We start from the raw sequence: 17,256 nt of genomic DNA, 5'->3' as shown, positions 1-17,256 counted from the left end.
TGTGGCACCCTACACGACCTTTATCGATACAAGTGGAGTCGCGGCAGGGTGGAGCACGAAACGAGGACCGAGCTCCCGACGACGACCGACCCGACCCTGGCGAAGCCGGCGCTGTACGCGACGCTGCTGCGCCGTGCGGGTGGCCCGTTGCTGTCGGTGGCCCTGCTGTGCCTCGCCCTGTGGGCCCTGCATGCCATGGCCAGCGAGGTCACGTACCGGCAGATCGCCCACTACGTGCACCGCCTGCCGAATACGGACATCGCCCTGGCCGTGCTGCTGACCGGCGCCGGCTATGCCGTGATGACGCTGTACGACTGGTTTGGCCTGGCCAGCGTCGGCAAGCGCCTGCCGGCCAAACGGGTGGGCTTCATCTCGTTCATCAGCTACGGCTTCTCGAACGCGCTGGGCATGTCGCTGCTGGTTTCCGGCTCGATCCGCTACCGCTTCTACCTGCAGGCCGGCCTCACCACGAGCGAGATCGCCCGCGTCGTGCTCTATACGACGCTGAGTTTCTGGCTGGGCCTCACCGCGATCACGGGCGTCACGCTGCTGATCGTGCCGATACCGCCCGAGGTACCACTGTCGGGCCTGCGCATTCCGCTGGCCATCGTGCTCACGCTGGTGCCCCTGGCCTGGTTCATCCTTTCGCTGACGATGCGTCGTCCGATCAGGGTGTGGCGCTGGGCCATGCACGCGCCGAAGCCAGCCGTGGCCGCCCGGCAGATCCTCATCGGCGCGCTCGACTGGGGCCTGGCCGCCGGCGTTCTCTACGTGTTGATGCCGCAGGAGATCGTGGGCGGTTTCGGCCATTTCCTGGCGCTGTTCGTGCTGGCGCAGATGGCGGGCCTCATCAGCCACGTGCCGGGCGGCCTGGGCGTGTTCGAAGCCGTGCTGCTGGCGGGATTCGGCGCCACCGGCAACCAGGGCCTGGAAGCCCCCATCCTGGGCTCGCTGGCCGCCTATCGCCTCGTCTACTACCTGCTGCCGCTGGCCGTGGCCACGCTGATGGTGATCTGGCGCGAGGTGCGAGCGCTGCGCCATGCGGCACTCATCACGCCCTGGTTCAGCAGCCTGCTGCCGCCGTTCTTCGCGGGGCTGACGCTGGTCTGCGGCGCGGTACTGCTGTTCTCGGGCGCCACGCTGGCGATCCCCGGACGCATGGAGATCCTGCGCGGTTTCGTGCCACTGCCGCTGGTGGAGGTCTCGCACTTCCTGTCCAGCATGGTCGGCATGTTGCTGTTGATCCTCGCGCGCGGCCTGCAACGCCGCCTGGACGCCGCCTACGTACTCACCCTGATCCTGTTGCTCGTCGGAGCAATCCTCTCGCTGCTCAAGGGCATCGACTACGAGGAAGCCACCCTGCTGTCGCTGCTGGCCCTCGCCCTGGCACCCGCCCACAAGCACTTCTACCGGCGTGCATCGCTATTCCGCGCCACCTTCTCGGTGGGCTGGGTGGTCGCGATCCTGGCCGTGCTCGGCTGCGCCACCTGGCTGGTGTTCTTCAGCTTCAAGCACGTCGAATACAACAACAATCTCTGGTGGGAATTCAGTTTCCGCCACGGCGGTGCGCCGCGCGCCCTGCGCGCGCTCGTGGGTGCCGCGGCGGTGGTGATGCTGTTCGCGCTGGCCAACCTGATCCGCCCGGCACGCCCACGTCGCTCGCTGCCCGGCGAAGCCGAGCTTGGCCGGGCCATGCCGCTGCTCAAGCATTTCGGCTCGGCCCAGGCCCATCTGGCGCTGGTCGGCGACAAGATGCTCATGTTCGCGCCCGACGACCGCGCCTTCATCATGTATGACATCGAGGGCCGCAGCTGGGTGTCGATGGGCGATCCCGTCGGTGACGACGAGGAAGCCCGTCGTGAGCTGGTCTGGGCCTTCCGCGAGGAATGCGAGCGTGCCGGCGGCTGGCCGCTGTTCTACCAGGTGCGCCCGGAAGATCTCGACCTGTATCTCGAAGTAGGCATGAACCTGCTGAAGATCGGCGAAGAAGCACGCGTGCGCCTGGAAACCTTCAACCTCGACGGCAAATCGAAGAAGACCCTGCGCGGCACCGTCAACAAGCTCACGCGCGACGGCCTGCGCCTGGAGATCGTGCCCATCGACGAGGTGCCGGCCCTGCTGCCGCGCCTGAAGAAGATCTCCGACGCCTGGATGCGCGACAAGAAGGTGCGCGAAAAGCGCTTCTCGCTGGGCCTGTTCAACGAGCGCTATCTCGCCCGCACACCCATGGCGGTGGTCTGGCAGGGCGACGAGCCCGTGGCCTTTGCCAACATGTTCCTCACCGAGTCGAAGGAAGAAGCCTCCGTCGACCTCATGCGCCACCTCCCAGAGGGCCCTTCCGGCATCATGGATTTCCTGTTCATCGAACTGATGGTCTGGGCGAAAGCCGAGGGCTATCGCTGGTTCAACCTGGGCATGGCCCCGTTGTCAGGCCTCACCAACCGGCGCACGGCGCCACTGTGGAGTCGCTTCGGTGCCATGGTGTTCGGCCGGGGCGAGCGTTTCTACAACTTCCGCGGCCTGCACAAGTACAAGGAAAAATTCGATCCGGAATGGGAGCCACGCTACATCGCCGTGGCCGCCGGCATTGCCGTGCCCCTCGCGCTGGCGAATGTCGCCAGCCTGATTTCCGGTGGTCTGGGTGGAGTGGTGCGCCGGTGACGTTTACTGCAAAGAAAGTTGTTCGCTATGTGCTGCTTGCGATCGTCGCGCTGGGCGCGCTCGCACTGCTGGCCTGGCATCCATGGACGCATGCATCCATGGAGAAATCCACCGTGGAATTGCCGGCGCTTGCCTCGCCTCCGAAGGGCGAGGAAGACCTGCTGGTGGTGATCTATTCCGGCGACGGGGGCTGGTGGGATCTCGACCAGCGCCTGGGCGCCGTGTTCGTCCAGCGCGGCATCCCTGTGGCCGGCGTCAGCACCTTCAAGTATTTCTGGCGCTATCGCTCACCCCAGGAGTCCGCACACGACCTCGACGGCCTGCTCGACAAGTACACGGCGCAGTGGAGCAAGAAGCGCGTGCTGCTGATCGGCTATTCGTTCGGCGCCGATGTGCTGCCCACCATCGTCGGCATGATCCGGCCCGACAACCGGGCAAAGCTGGCACAGCTCGTGCTGCTTTCGGGCAGTCGCGACGTCAACTTCGAGATCGAGCTCGAGGGCTACATGAAGCAGGGCTGGTGGACCACCCACACGCACAACTTCCTGCAATGGCTCAATCCCGTGGTGCATACCGACGCCATGCCGCCTATCGTGCAACTCGGCGGCAAGCCACCGATGGCCTGTTACTACGGCCAGGAAGACGCCGATGACAGCCTCTGCACCGATCACCGGCTGCCGTCCTTCGTCACGGTCTACCAGAAACCCGGCTCGCACCATTTCGACGAGAACTACGAAAAGCTGGCTACCGAGCTGATCCAGCGCATGCCGGCCGGCGCCTCCACATCGCCTTAACCGGGAATCGGCCGATTCACCCGGCCGCTTCGTCACGAAAGCTTCACCCGCACGCCACCGGAAATTTCTCTTCCGGCGTTCAACCTGCCTGTGCGGGTGGAGGCGTGCGCGGAGAAGAACCATGCAACGAGAACCGGGAAAACGCGACTACGGAACATCTGATTGCGCACGCCTGCGCAGCCTGGCGAGCCGGGGAAGCCCTGTGCCCACGCCTGTGAAACGCGCACCCAGGGACGTGCGTCCGCCTGCGCGCAAGCCTCGTCATGAGACGCATGCGCCAGCATAGGCTGAATTTATGGCGACCACTGCCGTATCGGTAAAGCCGTACGAATTTTAAGACTTCTCCTATATCCGGCCGGCCTTCACGTCTGGAAGATGAAGGCCGTCTCCCGCTCAGCCTGCCAGCGGCGGGAAACGATATCGTCGATGACCGATCCGACGGCAGGATGCCGTCCGTCCCTAGCGCCAGGATCGATCCCCCCTTCATCGGCGATAGCGCCGCGTCGGTTTCGCCGGGCCGCGTTATAACGGTGGCTAGCGCCATCAGACCCAGGGACGGTCACCATGGCCCTGCGCGTGAGCGCCAGGGCCATGTTTTTTTGGTGCCATCGACTTTACAGCCGCGTGCACCGACCTCTAGGCTCGACGGATGGGCTGCTTACCAATTCCTCTCTTTGCCTTGCTCGGCTGCGGCATCGGTTACCTGGTCGACTCGCGTCCCGGCTCCTTGTGGGGCGCCGGTATCGGCCTGCTCGTCGGGCTGGTGCTCACCGTGATCGTCTTCCGCGCGATGCGGCGGGCAAACCGTTAATCCGGCCGGCCGAAAAACACCGACACGCCCAGCCCGGCAATCAGCGATGGGCCGTGGCTGCCGATCCGGTGTAGTGCATAGGCATCCAGCTGTGCGTGATTACCGATGTCGTAGGCTACACCGCCGCCGGCCTGCACTTCGTTGCCGTTGTCGGCGTCGTGGATGAGATCGGCCTCGACATAGGCTGTCCAGTGATCGCCGAAGCGGCGGCCGAACGTGGGAGCCACCGTCCAGGTGTTGTGGCGGCCGAGGCGATCCAGGTTTACATAGAGCGTGTTCTGGTGAATGTCGTCGGGCTTCCACTGCATGGTGGTGCCCAGCGTGTACTGGCGTGCATCGTTGCTGAGGTCGTGGTCACCGTTGGCGAAGGTGACTTTCGCGAGCGCTGCCCAGGAAAAGGCACCCGCGTCACCGGAACCCCCGGGTGCGAATTTCATGCCGACGCTGCTGTCGCCGTGGCCCAGGTGATGGCGATGCAGGCCGACGTCGCTCTCTTCGAAGCGGTTCCACGCCGAACCGCCGAACTGCAATTCCAGCGGGCCACCCAGCCCGATACGAAACAGGCTGTCGGCGGTATACGTGCCTTGCAGGACGCCGCCCGGACGCTCGCGCTGATAGGTCGGCAGGCCCTGTTCCCACGCGAGCGTGCCCACCGGCACGGTCGTCGTGGCGAAACCCGCGCCAGGGCGGTCGAAGTCGGGCGGGTCGGCGAGGACGCCTTGCGAGGCAACGAGCAGGAGGAGGGGCGTCAGCCGGCGTAAATTCATGCGGGCATTGTCGACGGCGCCCGTCACGCCCGTGCGAAGGAAACGGGAGCGGCGCCGGGCCGCTCCCGTCACGACCTCAGGGCGCCTTCACCACCGGGAACGTTTCTGCCAGGTCGATGCTGGCGTCAGCCGCCACGTCCGTGGCCGAACGGCCGAGCTTCACGGCGTAGTGGCCGGCCGCGATGTGCCAGCGCTTGCCGGCGTCGTCCCAGCGCGCCAGCGCGAGGGCTTCCAGCGGAATGTCCACGCGGCGGCTCGCACCGGCATCGAGCTGCACCTTCGACCAGCCGGCCAGGCGACGCGTGCCACCGGAGGGGCCGGTGACATAGATCTGCGGTACATCGGCGCCGGCGACCTTGCCCGTGTTCTTCACCGTCACATGGGCCACCGGATTGCCCCTGGCATCCTTGTCCACGGCGAAATCGCTGTAGGCGAAGCTCGTGTAGGTGAGGCCATAGCCGAAGGCGAACAGCGGCTTCAGGTTCTTCTTCTCGTACCAGCGATAGCCGACGTCCGCGCCTTCGATGTTGTAGTCGACGTTGTCGGCCGGCTTCTCCTTCGAATACAGGCCGGCACCCTGGATCGTCGGACGCGGCAGTTCGGACTCGTCACGCGGCCAGCTGATCGGCAGGCGCCCCGAGGGCGCCGTCTTGCCGTACAACAGGCGTGCGATGGCCTCGCCACCACCCGAGCCCGGATACCAGGCCTGCATCACGGCAGCGGTGTGATCCAGCCACGGCATCTTCACCGGGCCGTTGGTTTCCAGCACCACCACCGTATGCGGATTGGCCTTCACGACGGCCTCGACCAGTGCGTCCTGGTGGTCGGGCAGGGTGAGGTCCGGCGTGTCGAACGACTCCGCCGCCCACTTGGTGACAAACACCACGGCCACATCCGCGCCAGCAGCAGCTTTCGCGGCCGCGGCCGGATCGGTGCCGGGATCGAAGCTCGCCTTGCTGGCGAACTTGCGGATGAAATCCAGCGGGGCGGACGGGTGGTAGCGCACGGGACCGGGCCAGCCGGTGGGCTCGAGGCCCGGCACCGGATCGCCGGCTTCATCGGTCACCAGCGACGAGCCGCCACCGGCAAGCACGCCCTCGTCGGCGCGACCACCGATCACCACCACGGACTGTCCCTTGCCCGACAGCGGCAGGAGGCCGCCTTCGTTGCGCAGGAGCACCGCGCCGGCTTCGAGCGTGTCGCGGGCGACAACGCGATCGGCAGCGTAAGGCACCTTGCCGTTCTTCATCGGCTCGTCGATCACGCCATGCGCGAACAGGCTGCGCAGGATGCGCTTCGCCATGTCATCCAGGCGTGCCTTGGGGAATTCACCCTTGGCGTAGGCCTCGCGCAGTGGCTTGTCGAAAAAGACCTCCTTGTCGAAAACCTCGCCGGCCGACTGCTGGTCGAGCCCGGCCATGGCCGCCTTGGTGGCGCTGTGCACGCCACCCCAGTCGGACATCACGAAACCCTTGAAGCCCCATTCCTTCTTCAGCACGTCGTTGAGCAGCCACTCGTTTTCGCCCGCATAGACGCCGTTGACCTTGTTGTAGGCCGACATCACCGAGCCCGGATCACCCTTGGCGATCGCCAGCTGGAAGGCGAGCAGATCGGATTCGCGCAACGCGACGGGATCGATGTCCGAGCTGAGCGTGTTGCGGCCGGATTCGAGATCGTTGATGGCCAGGTGCTTCACCGTGGCCACCACGTGGCGTTCCTGCACGCCCTTCACGGCGGCGCCGGCGATGGTGCCCGCCAGCACCGGATCTTCTCCGGCGTATTCGAAGTTGCGGCCGTTGCGCGGATCACGCGTGAGGTTCACGCCACCCACGAGCATCACGTTGTAACCCTTGCCACGCGCCTCGCCGCCGATCATGCGGCCACCGGCATGGGCCACCGCCGGATCGAAGCTGGCCGCCGTGGCCAGACCGGCCGGGAGCGAGATGGCCCCCTTGCCGTCGGAACCGGTGCGGGTCACGCCCAGGCTGGCATCGGTTTCCTGGATGGCAGGCAGGCCAAGGCGGGGAATGGCCGGTATATAGCCGGCACCGCCCAGCGCCCCTTCGGGCTGTTCGAACTTCTCGCTCTTCTGGCCGAACTCGGAGCGGATGAGACGGAATTTCTCGTCGTCCGTCATCGCCGCGACGATGAGATCGGCGCGGCGATCTGCCGAAAGCGAGCGATCCATCCAGGGACGATCCGTCGGGGTGGCGGCATGGGCGGAGGCGGCGAGGCCAGCGGTGATGGCGAAGGCGAGGGCGGTGCGGCGCACATCGACGGTCATGGGCATGGTTCCGTTGCAAGGAAAACGTCCCACCTTGTTCCAGTAACGTTTTCATCGCAACTGGGCAGGCGGGTCCGCGCTAGGCTTGGACCTTGCCAGCAGGGTCTGAAGACCCCACTTAAGTGGTTCAATGAATTCACAAAAGTCGATGCCGCTCGCCGAATTCCACCCCGCCGTGACCACCTGGTTCGAGGCCACTTTTCCTGCGCCCACCGACGCGCAGATAGCGGCGTGGCCGATGATCCGTTCCGGTCGCCATACGCTGGTGGCGGCGCCCACGGGTTCGGGCAAGACGCTCACGGCGTTTCTCTCGGCCATCGACAGCCTGGTGCGTGAAGGTGTGCGCGACGGTGGATTGCGCGATCGCACCACCGTGCTCTACGTCTCGCCGTTGAAGGCCTTGTCCAATGACATCCGCATCAACCTCGATGCGCCCCTGGCCGGCATTCGCGAGGAACTGCGCAGGCAGGGCCTGCCCGATGTGGAGATACGCACCGCCGTGCGCACGGGCGACACGCCATCGGCGGATCGCGAACGCATGCGCAAGCGTCCCCCGCATATCCTCGTGACCACGCCGGAATCCCTGTACGTGATGCTCGGTTCCGAGTCGGGCAGGGCGATGTTGCGTGACGTTCGCGAAGTGATCGTCGACGAAATCCACGCCGTGGCGGCCAGCAAGCGCGGCAGCCATCTTGCGTTGTCGCTTGAACGCCTCGAAGCGCTGGCGCAACGGCGCATCGTGCGCATCGGCCTGTCGGCCACGCAGAAACCCATCGACAAGGTGGCGGCCTTTCTCGTGGGCGACGAGCGTACGGACTGCGCCATCGTGGACATCGGACATGCACGCAAACGCGACCTGGCGCTCGAAGTACCACCGGTGCCACTGGAAGCGGTGATGTCCAACGACATGTGGGAGCTGGTGTACAACCGGCTCGCCAACCTCGTGGAACAGCATCGCACCACGCTGGTGTTCGTGAACACGCGGCGCATGGCCGAACGTCTTGCCAGGCACCTGTCCGAGCGGCTGGGCAAGGAGATCGTCGCCGCGCACCATGGCAGTCTCTCCCGCGAACAACGCCTCGACGCCGAACAGCGCCTGAAACAGGGGGAACTGCGCGTACTGGTCGCTACCGCATCGCTGGAACTGGGCATCGATATCGGCGATGTCGAGCTGGTCTGCCAGATTGCCTCGCCCCGCTCCATTGCCGCCTTCCTGCAACGCGCGGGGCGTGCGGGTCACGCCGTGGGCGGCACACCCAAGGCACGGCTGTTTCCCACCTCCCGCGACGATCTCGTGGAATGCACGGCCCTGCTGGACTGCGTACGACGCGGCGAACTGGATGCACTGATCTTTCCCAAGCAGCCCGTGGATGTGCTTGCACAGCAGATCGTCGCCGAAGTGGCCTGCCAGGAGTGGGACGAAGATGCGCTCTACGATCTGGTGAAACGGGCGTATCCGTATCGCGCGCTGCAACGGGAATCCTACGACGCCATCGTCCGCATGCTGGCCGATGGCTTCACCACGCGCGTGGGTCCACGAGGGTCCTATATCCATCGCGATGCCGTGAACCGGCGCCTGCGCGAACGACGCGGCGCGCGCCTTGCCGCGCTGACCTCCGGCGGCACGATTCCGGAAACCGGCGATTACAACGTGGTGCTGGAACCGCAGGCCACGCTGATCGGCACGGTGAACGAAGACTTCGCCGTGGAGAGCCTTGCCGGCGACGTGTTCCAGCTGGGAAATCGTTCCTACCGCATCATCCGCGTGGAGATGGGACGCCTGCGTGTCGAGGATGCGCAGGGACAGCCACCCAATATTCCGTTCTGGCTGGGCGAGGCGCCCGGTCGCACCGATGAGCTGTCGGCCGGCGTGTCGCGACTGCGTGGCGAACTATCCGCACGTTTCGATGACGGCGGTCGTGAAAATGCGCTCCACTGGCTGATGGAGACGCTATCCCTTTCGAAGGCAGCGGCCGAGCAGGTGGTGGAGTATCTGTTCCGCGCACGCGCCGCGCTTGGCGCGCTGCCTACGCACGATACGCTGGTGATGGAGCGATTCTTCGACGAGTCGGGCGGCACCCAGCTCATCATCCACACGCCATTCGGCAGTCGTATCAACAAGGCCTGGGGCCTCGCGCTGCGCAAGCGTTTCTGCCGCAAGTTCAATTTCGAGCTCCAGGCGGCCGCCACGGAAGACGCGATCATCCTGTCGTTGTCCACCAGCCACAGTTTTCCGCTGGAAGAGGTGTCGCGCTATCTGCACTCCAACAGCGCCGAACACGTGCTGGTACAGGCCCTGCTCGATGCGCCGCTGTTCGGCGTGCGCTGGCGCTGGAATGCCACGACGTCGCTTGCGTTGCCACGTTTCAACGGTGGCAAGAAGGTCGCGCCGCAGTTGCAGCGCATGAAGAGCGAGGACCTGCTGGCCACCGTGTTTCCGGACCAGGTCGCCTGCCTGGAGAACATCGTGGGCGAACGCGAGGTGCCCGATCATCCGCTGGTCAACCAGACGCTCGACGACTGCCTGCATGAGGCGATGGACAGCGAAGGCTGGCTCGACGTGTTGCGTGGGCTGGAATCCGGACGCATCCGCGTGATCGCGCGCGACCTCGCCACGCCGTCGCCATTGGCGGCCGAAGTACTGGGCGCGGCACCTTATGCCTTCCTCGACGACGCGCCGCTGGAAGAACGACGCACCCAGGCCGTGCAGTCGCGCCGCTGGAACGAAGCGCAGAGCGCCGACGATCTTGGTCGACTGGATGCCGAAGCCATCGATTCCGTGCGCGAAGAGGCGTGGCCAGAGGCGCGAAGTGCCGATGAAATGCATGAAGCCTTGATGCTGCTCGGTGCGGTGACCCTGAGTGAAGTGATGGACAACGCGGGGTGGAACAAACTGCTTGCAGTGCTGGCGAAGGATGCGCGTGCCACGCTTCTGGGCAAGGGTGACACCGCATTGTGGATCGCGGCCGAGCGCCTGCCTGCGTGGCGTGCGCTGCATCCGGATGCCTCCATGCGACCGGCCATCGAAGCGCCGGCGGAGTATGTCGCGCAGGCATGGACACGCGAAACGGCGCTGGTGGATATCGTGCGAGGACGCCTGGGCGGCCTTGGTCCGGTATCTGCCGTGCAGGTTGCCGCGTCGTTGAATGTGCCCGTCGCCGATATCGAACTGGCGCTCACGTCGCTGGAAAGCGAGGGCTATGTGATGCAGGGCCTGTTCTCACCGGGCATCACCACCACACAATGGTGCGAGCGTCATCTGCTGGCACGCATCCACCGCTACACCATCGGTCGCCTGCGTCGCGAGATCGAGCCCGTGACGCGGCGCGATTTCTACCGGTTCCTGCTCGACTGGCAGCATGTCACGCGATCCTCGCAGGTGGCCGGACCGGATGCCCTGGCTGGTGTCATAGCGCAACTGGAAGGTTTCGAAGGTGCGGCCGGAGCGTGGGAGGCCGAATTGCTGCCGGCGCGCGTGAGCGATTACAGCATCGGCTGGCTTGACGACCTGTGTCGTGCAGGGCGCGTGGTGTGGAGTCGACTGCGTCCGGGCACGGGAACGAGCGGCCCCGTGCGCGCGACGCCGATCGTGCTGCTGCCGCGCAGGCAGCTCGGCATCTGGTCGGCCGCGGCGCCGAATGCCAACGAAGACGTGAAGCTGTCGTCGCGCGCGCAGGCCGTGGCCGATGCCTTGCGTGACGAGGGCGCGCTGTTCTTCGATGAGCTGGCGTCGATCACCCGGTTGCTGCGTACCGAGCTGGAAGACGCGCTGGGCGAGCTGGTCGCCAGCGGTCGTGTCACGGCGGATAGCTTTGCGGGCCTGCGCGCGTTGTTGTTGCCGGCATCCAGGCGCGACAACCATCGCCACCGGCGTACGCGCCGGCATATGTTGAGCGGCATCGAGGATGCCGGCCGCTGGTCGCTGGCGCGGCGTCCGCGTGACGAGCGCACGGATGCCGATGGGCTGGAACATATCGCCCGCACGTTGCTGCGTCGTTATGGCGTAGTGAGCTGGCGCATCCTTGAGCGCGAGGCGGCGTGGCTGCCGCCGTGGCGCGAGTTGCGGCGGGTGTATCACCGGCTGGAGGCGCGCGGGGAGATCCGCGGCGGCCGCTTCGTCGATGGGCTGGTCGGCGAGCAGTTTGCGTTGCCGGATGCCCTGGTGGCCCTGCGGCAGATCCGGCATCGGTCGCATGATGGCGAGATCGTGTGCATTGCTGGTACCGATCCGCTCAATATCGTGGGCGGCATCATCGCCGGGACGAAATTGCCTGCCGTGCTGGGTACGCGTGTTGCGATACGCGATGGCGTGCCGGTGGGGGCGATGGTTGCGGGGAAGTTTGTGACGCTGGCCGAGTTGTCGGCAGAGGAAGAGCATGAGGTGCTGGGGGCGTTACAGCGGCGATCGGATATGCGGGTTTCTTCCGGGGGCGGGTAGGGAAGCGCTCGCTTCGCTTCGGTCGCGCGCGAGGCGCGCTCCTACAGAAGGCAGCGAGGCGCGCTCCCTGTAGGAGCGCGCCTCGCGCGCGACCGGTCAGCCTCAACGCAACTGGATATCCCCGATCACCCACAGCTTCGGCCCAGGCTTGCCGGTGATCACGAAGCAAAGGTCATGAACGCCCTCGCGCTTAGGCAGGATGCCGTCCAGCGTGGCGCGGCCGTCGTTGGCCTTGGCCAGCGGAATGGTGCTGATCTTCGGGCCGTCGCAGCTGTCGAGGTGGACTTCGATCTCGCCGGCCCTGGTCTTCGACTTGCGCGACACGATGCCGGATGCGTCCTTCCACAGGGCGTAGTTGTACGGCAGGCGATCCACCTTGACCTGGATGCCGTACAGGCCATCCATCGGCACCTTCTTCCACACCCAGCAGGTGTTCATGATGTCCACCTTGTACACCGGGCGCACGCCATCGATGGCGTCGGGTGCTTCAAGACGCAGCACCAGCTTGTCGCCGCAGCTGTCGAGCTGATCGCTGCTGCGGGACAGCAGCGACTTCGCATCGATGGCTTCCTCGCGCGGGCCGGCCAGGCCGAAACCGCCCGAGAATGCATTGGCGTGGATCGTGGTGGGCAAGGTGACTTCGAACGGGCCTTCGTACGCTTTCGACTGCGTCGTGGGGGCCGAGCCGTCGATGGTGTAGCGCAAGGTGCCGTAGTTCACCTGGTTGGACAGCGTGACGCGTGCCTTGTCGCCATCCACGCGCTCGGCGGAGATCGCCACGGCATAGGCACTGTCGGCAGGCACGATGCCGGCGGAACGATAGCGGGCCATCTGCGCGGGCAGGCGGGCGATGAAACCATTCCAGTCGGCCTTCGGCGACCACGTACGCTCCGCGAGCGCCGCGATGCGCGGGAAGATCGCATGCTGGATACGCGCCCAGGTAGGCTGGTATTCGGCGAACAGGTTGACCTGTGCACCCAGCACGTGAGCCGCCTTGGCCGCGTCGATTTCCGGCGGCACCAGGTCGAAGTCGTACACCGTCTGCAACGACTGGCCGGAAGGACGCCCGGCCGGTTCATCCGGCAGGGTGGACTGCAACTGGTCGAGATAGAGCGTGGGTGAGGGCGCCAGTACTACGTCGTGCCCGGCATTGGCCGCCTTGATCGCACCCTTCGTGCCGCGCCATGACATCACGGTGGCGCTGGCCGGCACCTTGCCGTCGAGGATTTCATCCCAGCCGATGAGGCGGCGGCCATGCTGGTCGAGGTAGTCGCCGATGCGCGCCACGAACCAGCCCTGCATCTTTTCCTCGTCGGTGATGCCGAGCTTCTTCATCTGCGCCTGGATGGACTTCGAATGCTCCCATTCGTCCTTCGCGGCTTCATCGCCACCCACGTGGATGTACGTGGACGGGAAGATCTCCATCACTTCGTCGAGCACGTTTTCGAGGAAGGTGAAGGTCGCATCGTCGGTATTGAACAAGGCAGTGTTCACGCCCCAGTCCGAGGACACCGTATGCTTGCCCTTGCCTGCGCCGAACTGCGGATACGCAGCGACGGCGGCCTGCGCATGGCCCGGCATCTCGATCTCGGGAATCACCGTGATGTGACGCTCGGCGGCATAGGCCACGACTTGTCGTGCCTCGTCCTTGGTGTAGAAACCACAGTACGGCTTGTTCGCGCCACCGGTCAGCGCGATATCGGGACCAACCGGCTGGCGGCATGCGCCCTGCTGGGTGAGGTTCGGATATTTATCAATCTGCAGGCGCCAGCCCTGGTCGTCCGTGAGATGCCAATGGAAGGTATTGAGCTTGTGCATCGCCATCTGGTCGATGAGATGTTCGATCTCCGTCACCGACTGGAAATGCCGGCTGGAATCGAGCATCAGGCCACGCCAGGCAAAACGGGGGGCATCCACGATGTGCACACCCGGCACGCCGTTCTCCGACGCCGGATCGGTCAGCAGCTGCCAATAGGTGACCGCGCCATAGAACAGCCCCGTCTCGTCGTTGGCGGCGATGTACACACCCTTGCCGTCCACATCGAGCGTATAACCCTCATGGCCCTTCGCCGTGGACTGCGTCGCCAGGTTGATGGCGCCACCCCTGGGCTTGCCTTCCACGATGGCCGGCGCAAAACCGCGCGCCTGGCGCACCCAGCCCTGCAACTGTGCCGCCACGCGCTTCGCGGCGGCGTTGCCAGCCGGCACGACGATCGTGGTCGTGGCATCGATGCGGTAGTGACCCGGCGCACGCGCGAGCTGCGCGGGCATGGGAATCAGGGATAACGGCGTCGTATCGACCGGTGCGTTGTCGTGTCGTGGCTGCTGGCTGGCGCATGCGCTCAACCCGAGAGCCAGGGCGAGCATGAGAGTGCGACGCATAGTTACCCCTGTGTGGATGTTGAGAAGTCTTGAACCGGGCGGGAAGTGTAAAAGCTTCGACCCTACGCACAGGTTGGATATTCGTAAAGTGCCGCGTGTTCCGCGAAGGTTTCGCAGGATCGGCACAGGCCCGGGCCGGGCAGCGCGACATGGCACGCTTGTTTCGTGCAAAAAAAGCGGGCCCGAAAAGTAGGGTTTGTCGGGCCCGTGGGGAATGAAGCTTCGAGGGGTGGTGCGGCCGTCCGTGGCCGCCGATCCATCACATTCGATCAGAGGTCGAAATGCACCGAGGCCATGTAGCGGCGGCCGGTGGTGTAATGCGCGACCGGCATGTCCTTGATGCCGATGTACTGCTTGTAGGCTTCGTTGGTCAGGTTCATGCCTGCCAGGGTGAACGAGACCTTGTCGTTGAGCTTGTAGCCCAGCGTGGCGCCCAGGTCGCCGTAGTCTTCCGTGGTGGCCGGCGGCGCACCCGCGACGTAGCCACCTGCCAGGTACTTGCTGCGCCAGTTGTACGAAAGACGTGCGCTGAAGGCGCCCTTTTCGTAGTACGGGCTGAGCGAGTAGGCGTTCTTCGAGTTGTACGGCAGCGAGCCGCCCGAATCGAGGGTGCCCTTGGCATAGGTGTAGTTCGCCGTGACACCGAAACCGGTTTCGCCGAACGCCTGCTGGTAGCTGATGCTGCCACCCTTGATCTTGCCCGAGCCGACGTTGGTCGGACGGCTGACGTTATAGGTGCAGAAGCCGTCGGCCGTGCACAGGCCTGCTGCCAGCTGGCTGGCGAAGGTCTTCGGATCGGTCGAGGTGGCCGAGTTGAAGTGACGCTCCTGGAACACGTCCATGAAGATGTAGTCGTCGATCTTCTTGTAGAACCCGGTGATGGCCAGGTACGACTGCGGTGCGAAGTACCACTCGGCCGACAGGGAGAAGTTCTTCGACTTGTACGGCTTCAGGTTCGGATCGCCGCCCGCGCCGGTGAGCACGGTGTCGTTGAGGAACAGGTTGTTGACCTGCATGTTGTACGGCGCACGGGCCAGCACCTTCGCGGCAGCGAAGCGCAGCACGACGTCTTCGGCGACGTCATAGGCGATGTTCACCGACGGCAGCCAGTTCTTCGAGGTCTGCGACGACTTCACGTACGAGCCTGCCGGCGCCGGAAGCACCGGGGCACCGAGGTAGTTGTAGCCGAAGCCATCGGTCTTCGTGTCGACGTAGCGGATACCCACGTTGCCGTGGAAATCGCCGCCGGCGAAGTTGGCCTGTGCGTAGGCCGCGTTGGTCTTCTCGATGATCTTGTACGTGCCGTTGAGGAACGTACCCGGATCTTCGTTACCACCGTTCGTGGCGCGCACCCAGGCGTACTGCTTGTCCGGGTCCGGCATGATGTGGCTGGCCGCGCCATCCCACATGCTGACGCCGTCGAGGTTGGTATAGCCCGAGGTGCCGAGGTCGGCCAGCGAGATCGGGCCGTTGCCGCCGTACACGTGGGCGTTCATGCCCTCTTCGTGGCGGTTCCAGCGGTAGCCGACCAGCAGCTGGTTGACGAAGGAGTCGAAATCCTTGGTGAAATCGAGCTGGCCATAGCTGTCACGCGAACGTGCGTTGTACGAGCCGTAGTTGCCCGGCCAGCCGCCGAGTCCCGGGGTGTCGCCCATGTGCCAGTTGTTCGGATCGCGCGCGGCAGCCGGGTTGTCGAAGTTGAAACCGCGACGGATGTCCCAGGTGTAGCCACCGGCATACACCGGTTCCATCACCGCCTGCGAGATATTGTTGTTCACGGCCTTGCTGTAGCCGGCCGCACCGCCGAGGCTCCAGCCGTCGCCGTGGTAGGTCGACTTCACATCGAACGCCGACGTACGCACCACCGACTTGCGGACGTTGCTGTCGTACGTGCCCTGCGCAATGGCCGGGCAGTTCGGGCTGTCGTTGCCGCAGACATGGCCGCCGGTAACGACGCCGTTCGGACCCTGGTTGAAGCTGGTGACGTTACCCAGCGTGCCTGCCGAACCGGTGAACGGATAGAGCGACTGGTTCCAGTTGTCGAAGTTCTCGCGGACGAACAGCGAGGTGACGTCGATGTCCCAGTTGTCGGTCGGACGGATCTGGAAGCCCAGCGTGGCGGTATCGCGCTTGCGCTTCTGCTGGAACCACGCCGAGTTCACCTCGTCGGGCACCTTGGCGTTCGGATCGAGCGTGCCGTTGGCGATGCCAGCGGCGACGGCCGGGCTGGCGGCCCACTTGGAGACCGGGCTGTAGCTGAAGATCTCCAGGCCCTGGCGATCGATCTTCTCTTCGTAGTGCTGCAACGAAGCGATCACGCCGAAGGTGTTGGAGGTGTTCTTCCAGCTGTACAGCGCCGAACCCGACGGGCGGCTGCCCGACGACGCCTGGTCGTTGTAGTTCAGGCCGAAGGACGCGCGCACGGTGTTGGCCGGCAGGTCCAGCGGCTGCAGCGTGTGCAGCATCACGGTGCCGCCCAGGCTGCCTTCCGGCAGGCGCGCTTCGGGCGACTTGTACACTTCCAGGCGACCCACGATTTCCGGCGCCAGCATGGTGAAATCGAAGCCGCGGTTCGGCTGCGCACCGTACTGCCACGGCGTCTGCGAGATCGGCTGGCCGTTGAGGAAGGTGAGGTTGAGGCTGGGGTCGGTGCCGTCGATCGACACGCGGTCGCCCTGGCCGAACTGACGATCGATGACGACGCCCGGGATCTGGGTCATCGCTTCGGCGACGTTCGTATTCGGGAACTTGCCGATGTCCTCGGCCGTGACCGCTTCCACCACCGCGTCTGCATTGCGCTTGGTGTCGAGCGACTTCTCAAGGCTGGCGCGGATACCGGTGACGGTGATCGCGTCGAGCTGGGCCGCCTTGGCAGCATCGGCCTTTTCCTGGGCCGTCTGCGGTTTGGCGGGTGCTGCCGAATCCTGCGCGAAGGCAGCTCCGGTCATACAGCACAGTGCGGCGACAATGCTCGCCGTGAGCAGGTTTCTACGATGCGACATGATGTCCTCCCCTCAGAGGATGAAAGCGTCGACGGGTTTCGCGACCGCGCCGTGCCTTGTTGCTATCGAAGGGCCTTGGAGGGCCCGGTTTTTTAACGAGTCAGCGTTCCTTCCCCG

The 17,256-nt window shown here is 65.2% G+C and carries 8 protein-coding genes; 4 read left to right on the top strand and 4 right to left on the bottom strand.

The genetic code is table 11. The features are described from left to right. Positions 1-48: 48 nt before the first annotated feature. From mprF to HBF25_RS01535, 3 genes are all read left to right on the top strand, one after another. A complete protein-coding gene (gene mprF / locus HBF25_RS01545; protein WP_250878664.1) occupies positions 49-2,661 on the top strand; it encodes a bifunctional lysylphosphatidylglycerol flippase/synthetase MprF in 2,613 nt (870 codons plus the stop codon). Further along, complete coding sequence (locus HBF25_RS01540) at positions 2,658-3,455, top strand: virulence factor (protein WP_250878663.1); 798 nt, start codon at positions 2,658-2,660, stop codon at positions 3,453-3,455. Before mprF ends, HBF25_RS01540 begins: the two co-directional genes overlap by 4 nt. Positions 3,456-4,104: 649 nt before the next feature. Next, the gene (locus HBF25_RS01535) at positions 4,105-4,266 is read left to right on the top strand and encodes a hypothetical protein (protein ID WP_166945904.1); all 162 of its coding nucleotides are present in this window, start codon (positions 4,105-4,107) and stop codon (positions 4,264-4,266) included. Here HBF25_RS01535 and HBF25_RS01530 read toward each other — a convergent pair. Further along, entirely contained in the window at positions 4,263-5,033 is a 771-nt protein-coding gene (locus HBF25_RS01530; protein WP_166945902.1) for a transporter, read from the bottom strand. The two genes, HBF25_RS01535 and HBF25_RS01530, sit on opposite strands and share 4 nt — an antisense overlap. A gap of 76 nt (positions 5,034-5,109) precedes the next feature. Beyond that, the gene (locus HBF25_RS01525) at positions 5,110-7,317 is read right to left on the bottom strand and encodes a glycoside hydrolase family 3 C-terminal domain-containing protein (protein ID WP_166945900.1); all 2,208 of its coding nucleotides are present in this window, start codon (positions 7,315-7,317) and stop codon (positions 5,110-5,112) included. Positions 7,318-7,465: 148 nt separating this feature from the next. On the opposite strand from HBF25_RS01525, the gene HBF25_RS01520 reads away from it, so the two are divergent. Further along, positions 7,466-11,755 carry a DEAD/DEAH box helicase gene (locus tag HBF25_RS01520; RefSeq protein ID WP_166946411.1) on the top strand — a complete coding sequence of 1,430 codons (4,290 nt, stop codon included), beginning with the start codon at positions 7,466-7,468 and terminating at the stop codon, positions 11,753-11,755. 102 nt (positions 11,756-11,857) lie between these two features. Here the strand turns inward: HBF25_RS01520 and HBF25_RS01515 are convergent, their stop codons facing one another. After that, positions 11,858-14,137, bottom strand: coding sequence for a family 20 glycosylhydrolase (locus HBF25_RS01515; RefSeq protein WP_243852940.1), 2,280 nt, complete (start codon positions 14,135-14,137; stop codon positions 11,858-11,860). Between the two features lie 269 nt (positions 14,138-14,406). Continuing rightward, positions 14,407-17,085, bottom strand: a complete 2,679-nt coding sequence (locus HBF25_RS01510) for a TonB-dependent receptor (RefSeq protein ID WP_425483427.1) — start codon at positions 17,083-17,085, stop codon at positions 14,407-14,409. Positions 17,086-17,256 lie beyond the last annotated feature (171 nt).

The sequence above is a fragment of the Luteibacter anthropi genome (assembly GCF_011759365.1).
Lineage (GTDB): Bacteria > Pseudomonadota > Gammaproteobacteria > Xanthomonadales > Rhodanobacteraceae > Luteibacter > Luteibacter anthropi.
The sequence above is the reverse complement of the archived record's forward strand: the minus strand, read 5'-3'. Positions and strand labels throughout refer to the sequence as shown.

Coding starts and splice junctions, on each gene's coding strand:
- HBF25_RS01535 (WP_166945904.1), top strand. CDS start 4,105: ATGGGCTGCTTACCAATTCCTCTCTTTGCCTTGCTCGGCTGCGGCATC.
- HBF25_RS01530 (WP_166945902.1), bottom strand. CDS start 5,033: ATGAATTTACGCCGGCTGACGCCCCTCCTCCTGCTCGTTGCCTCGCAA.
- HBF25_RS01525 (WP_166945900.1), bottom strand. CDS start 7,317: ATGACCGTCGATGTGCGCCGCACCGCCCTCGCCTTCGCCATCACCGCT.
- HBF25_RS01520 (WP_166946411.1), top strand. CDS start 7,466: ATGCCGCTCGCCGAATTCCACCCCGCCGTGACCACCTGGTTCGAGGCC.
- HBF25_RS01515 (WP_243852940.1), bottom strand. CDS start 14,137: ATGCGTCGCACTCTCATGCTCGCCCTGGCTCTCGGGTTGAGCGCATGC.
- HBF25_RS01510 (WP_425483427.1), bottom strand. CDS start 17,085: ATGACCGGAGCTGCCTTCGCGCAGGATTCGGCAGCACCCGCCAAACCG.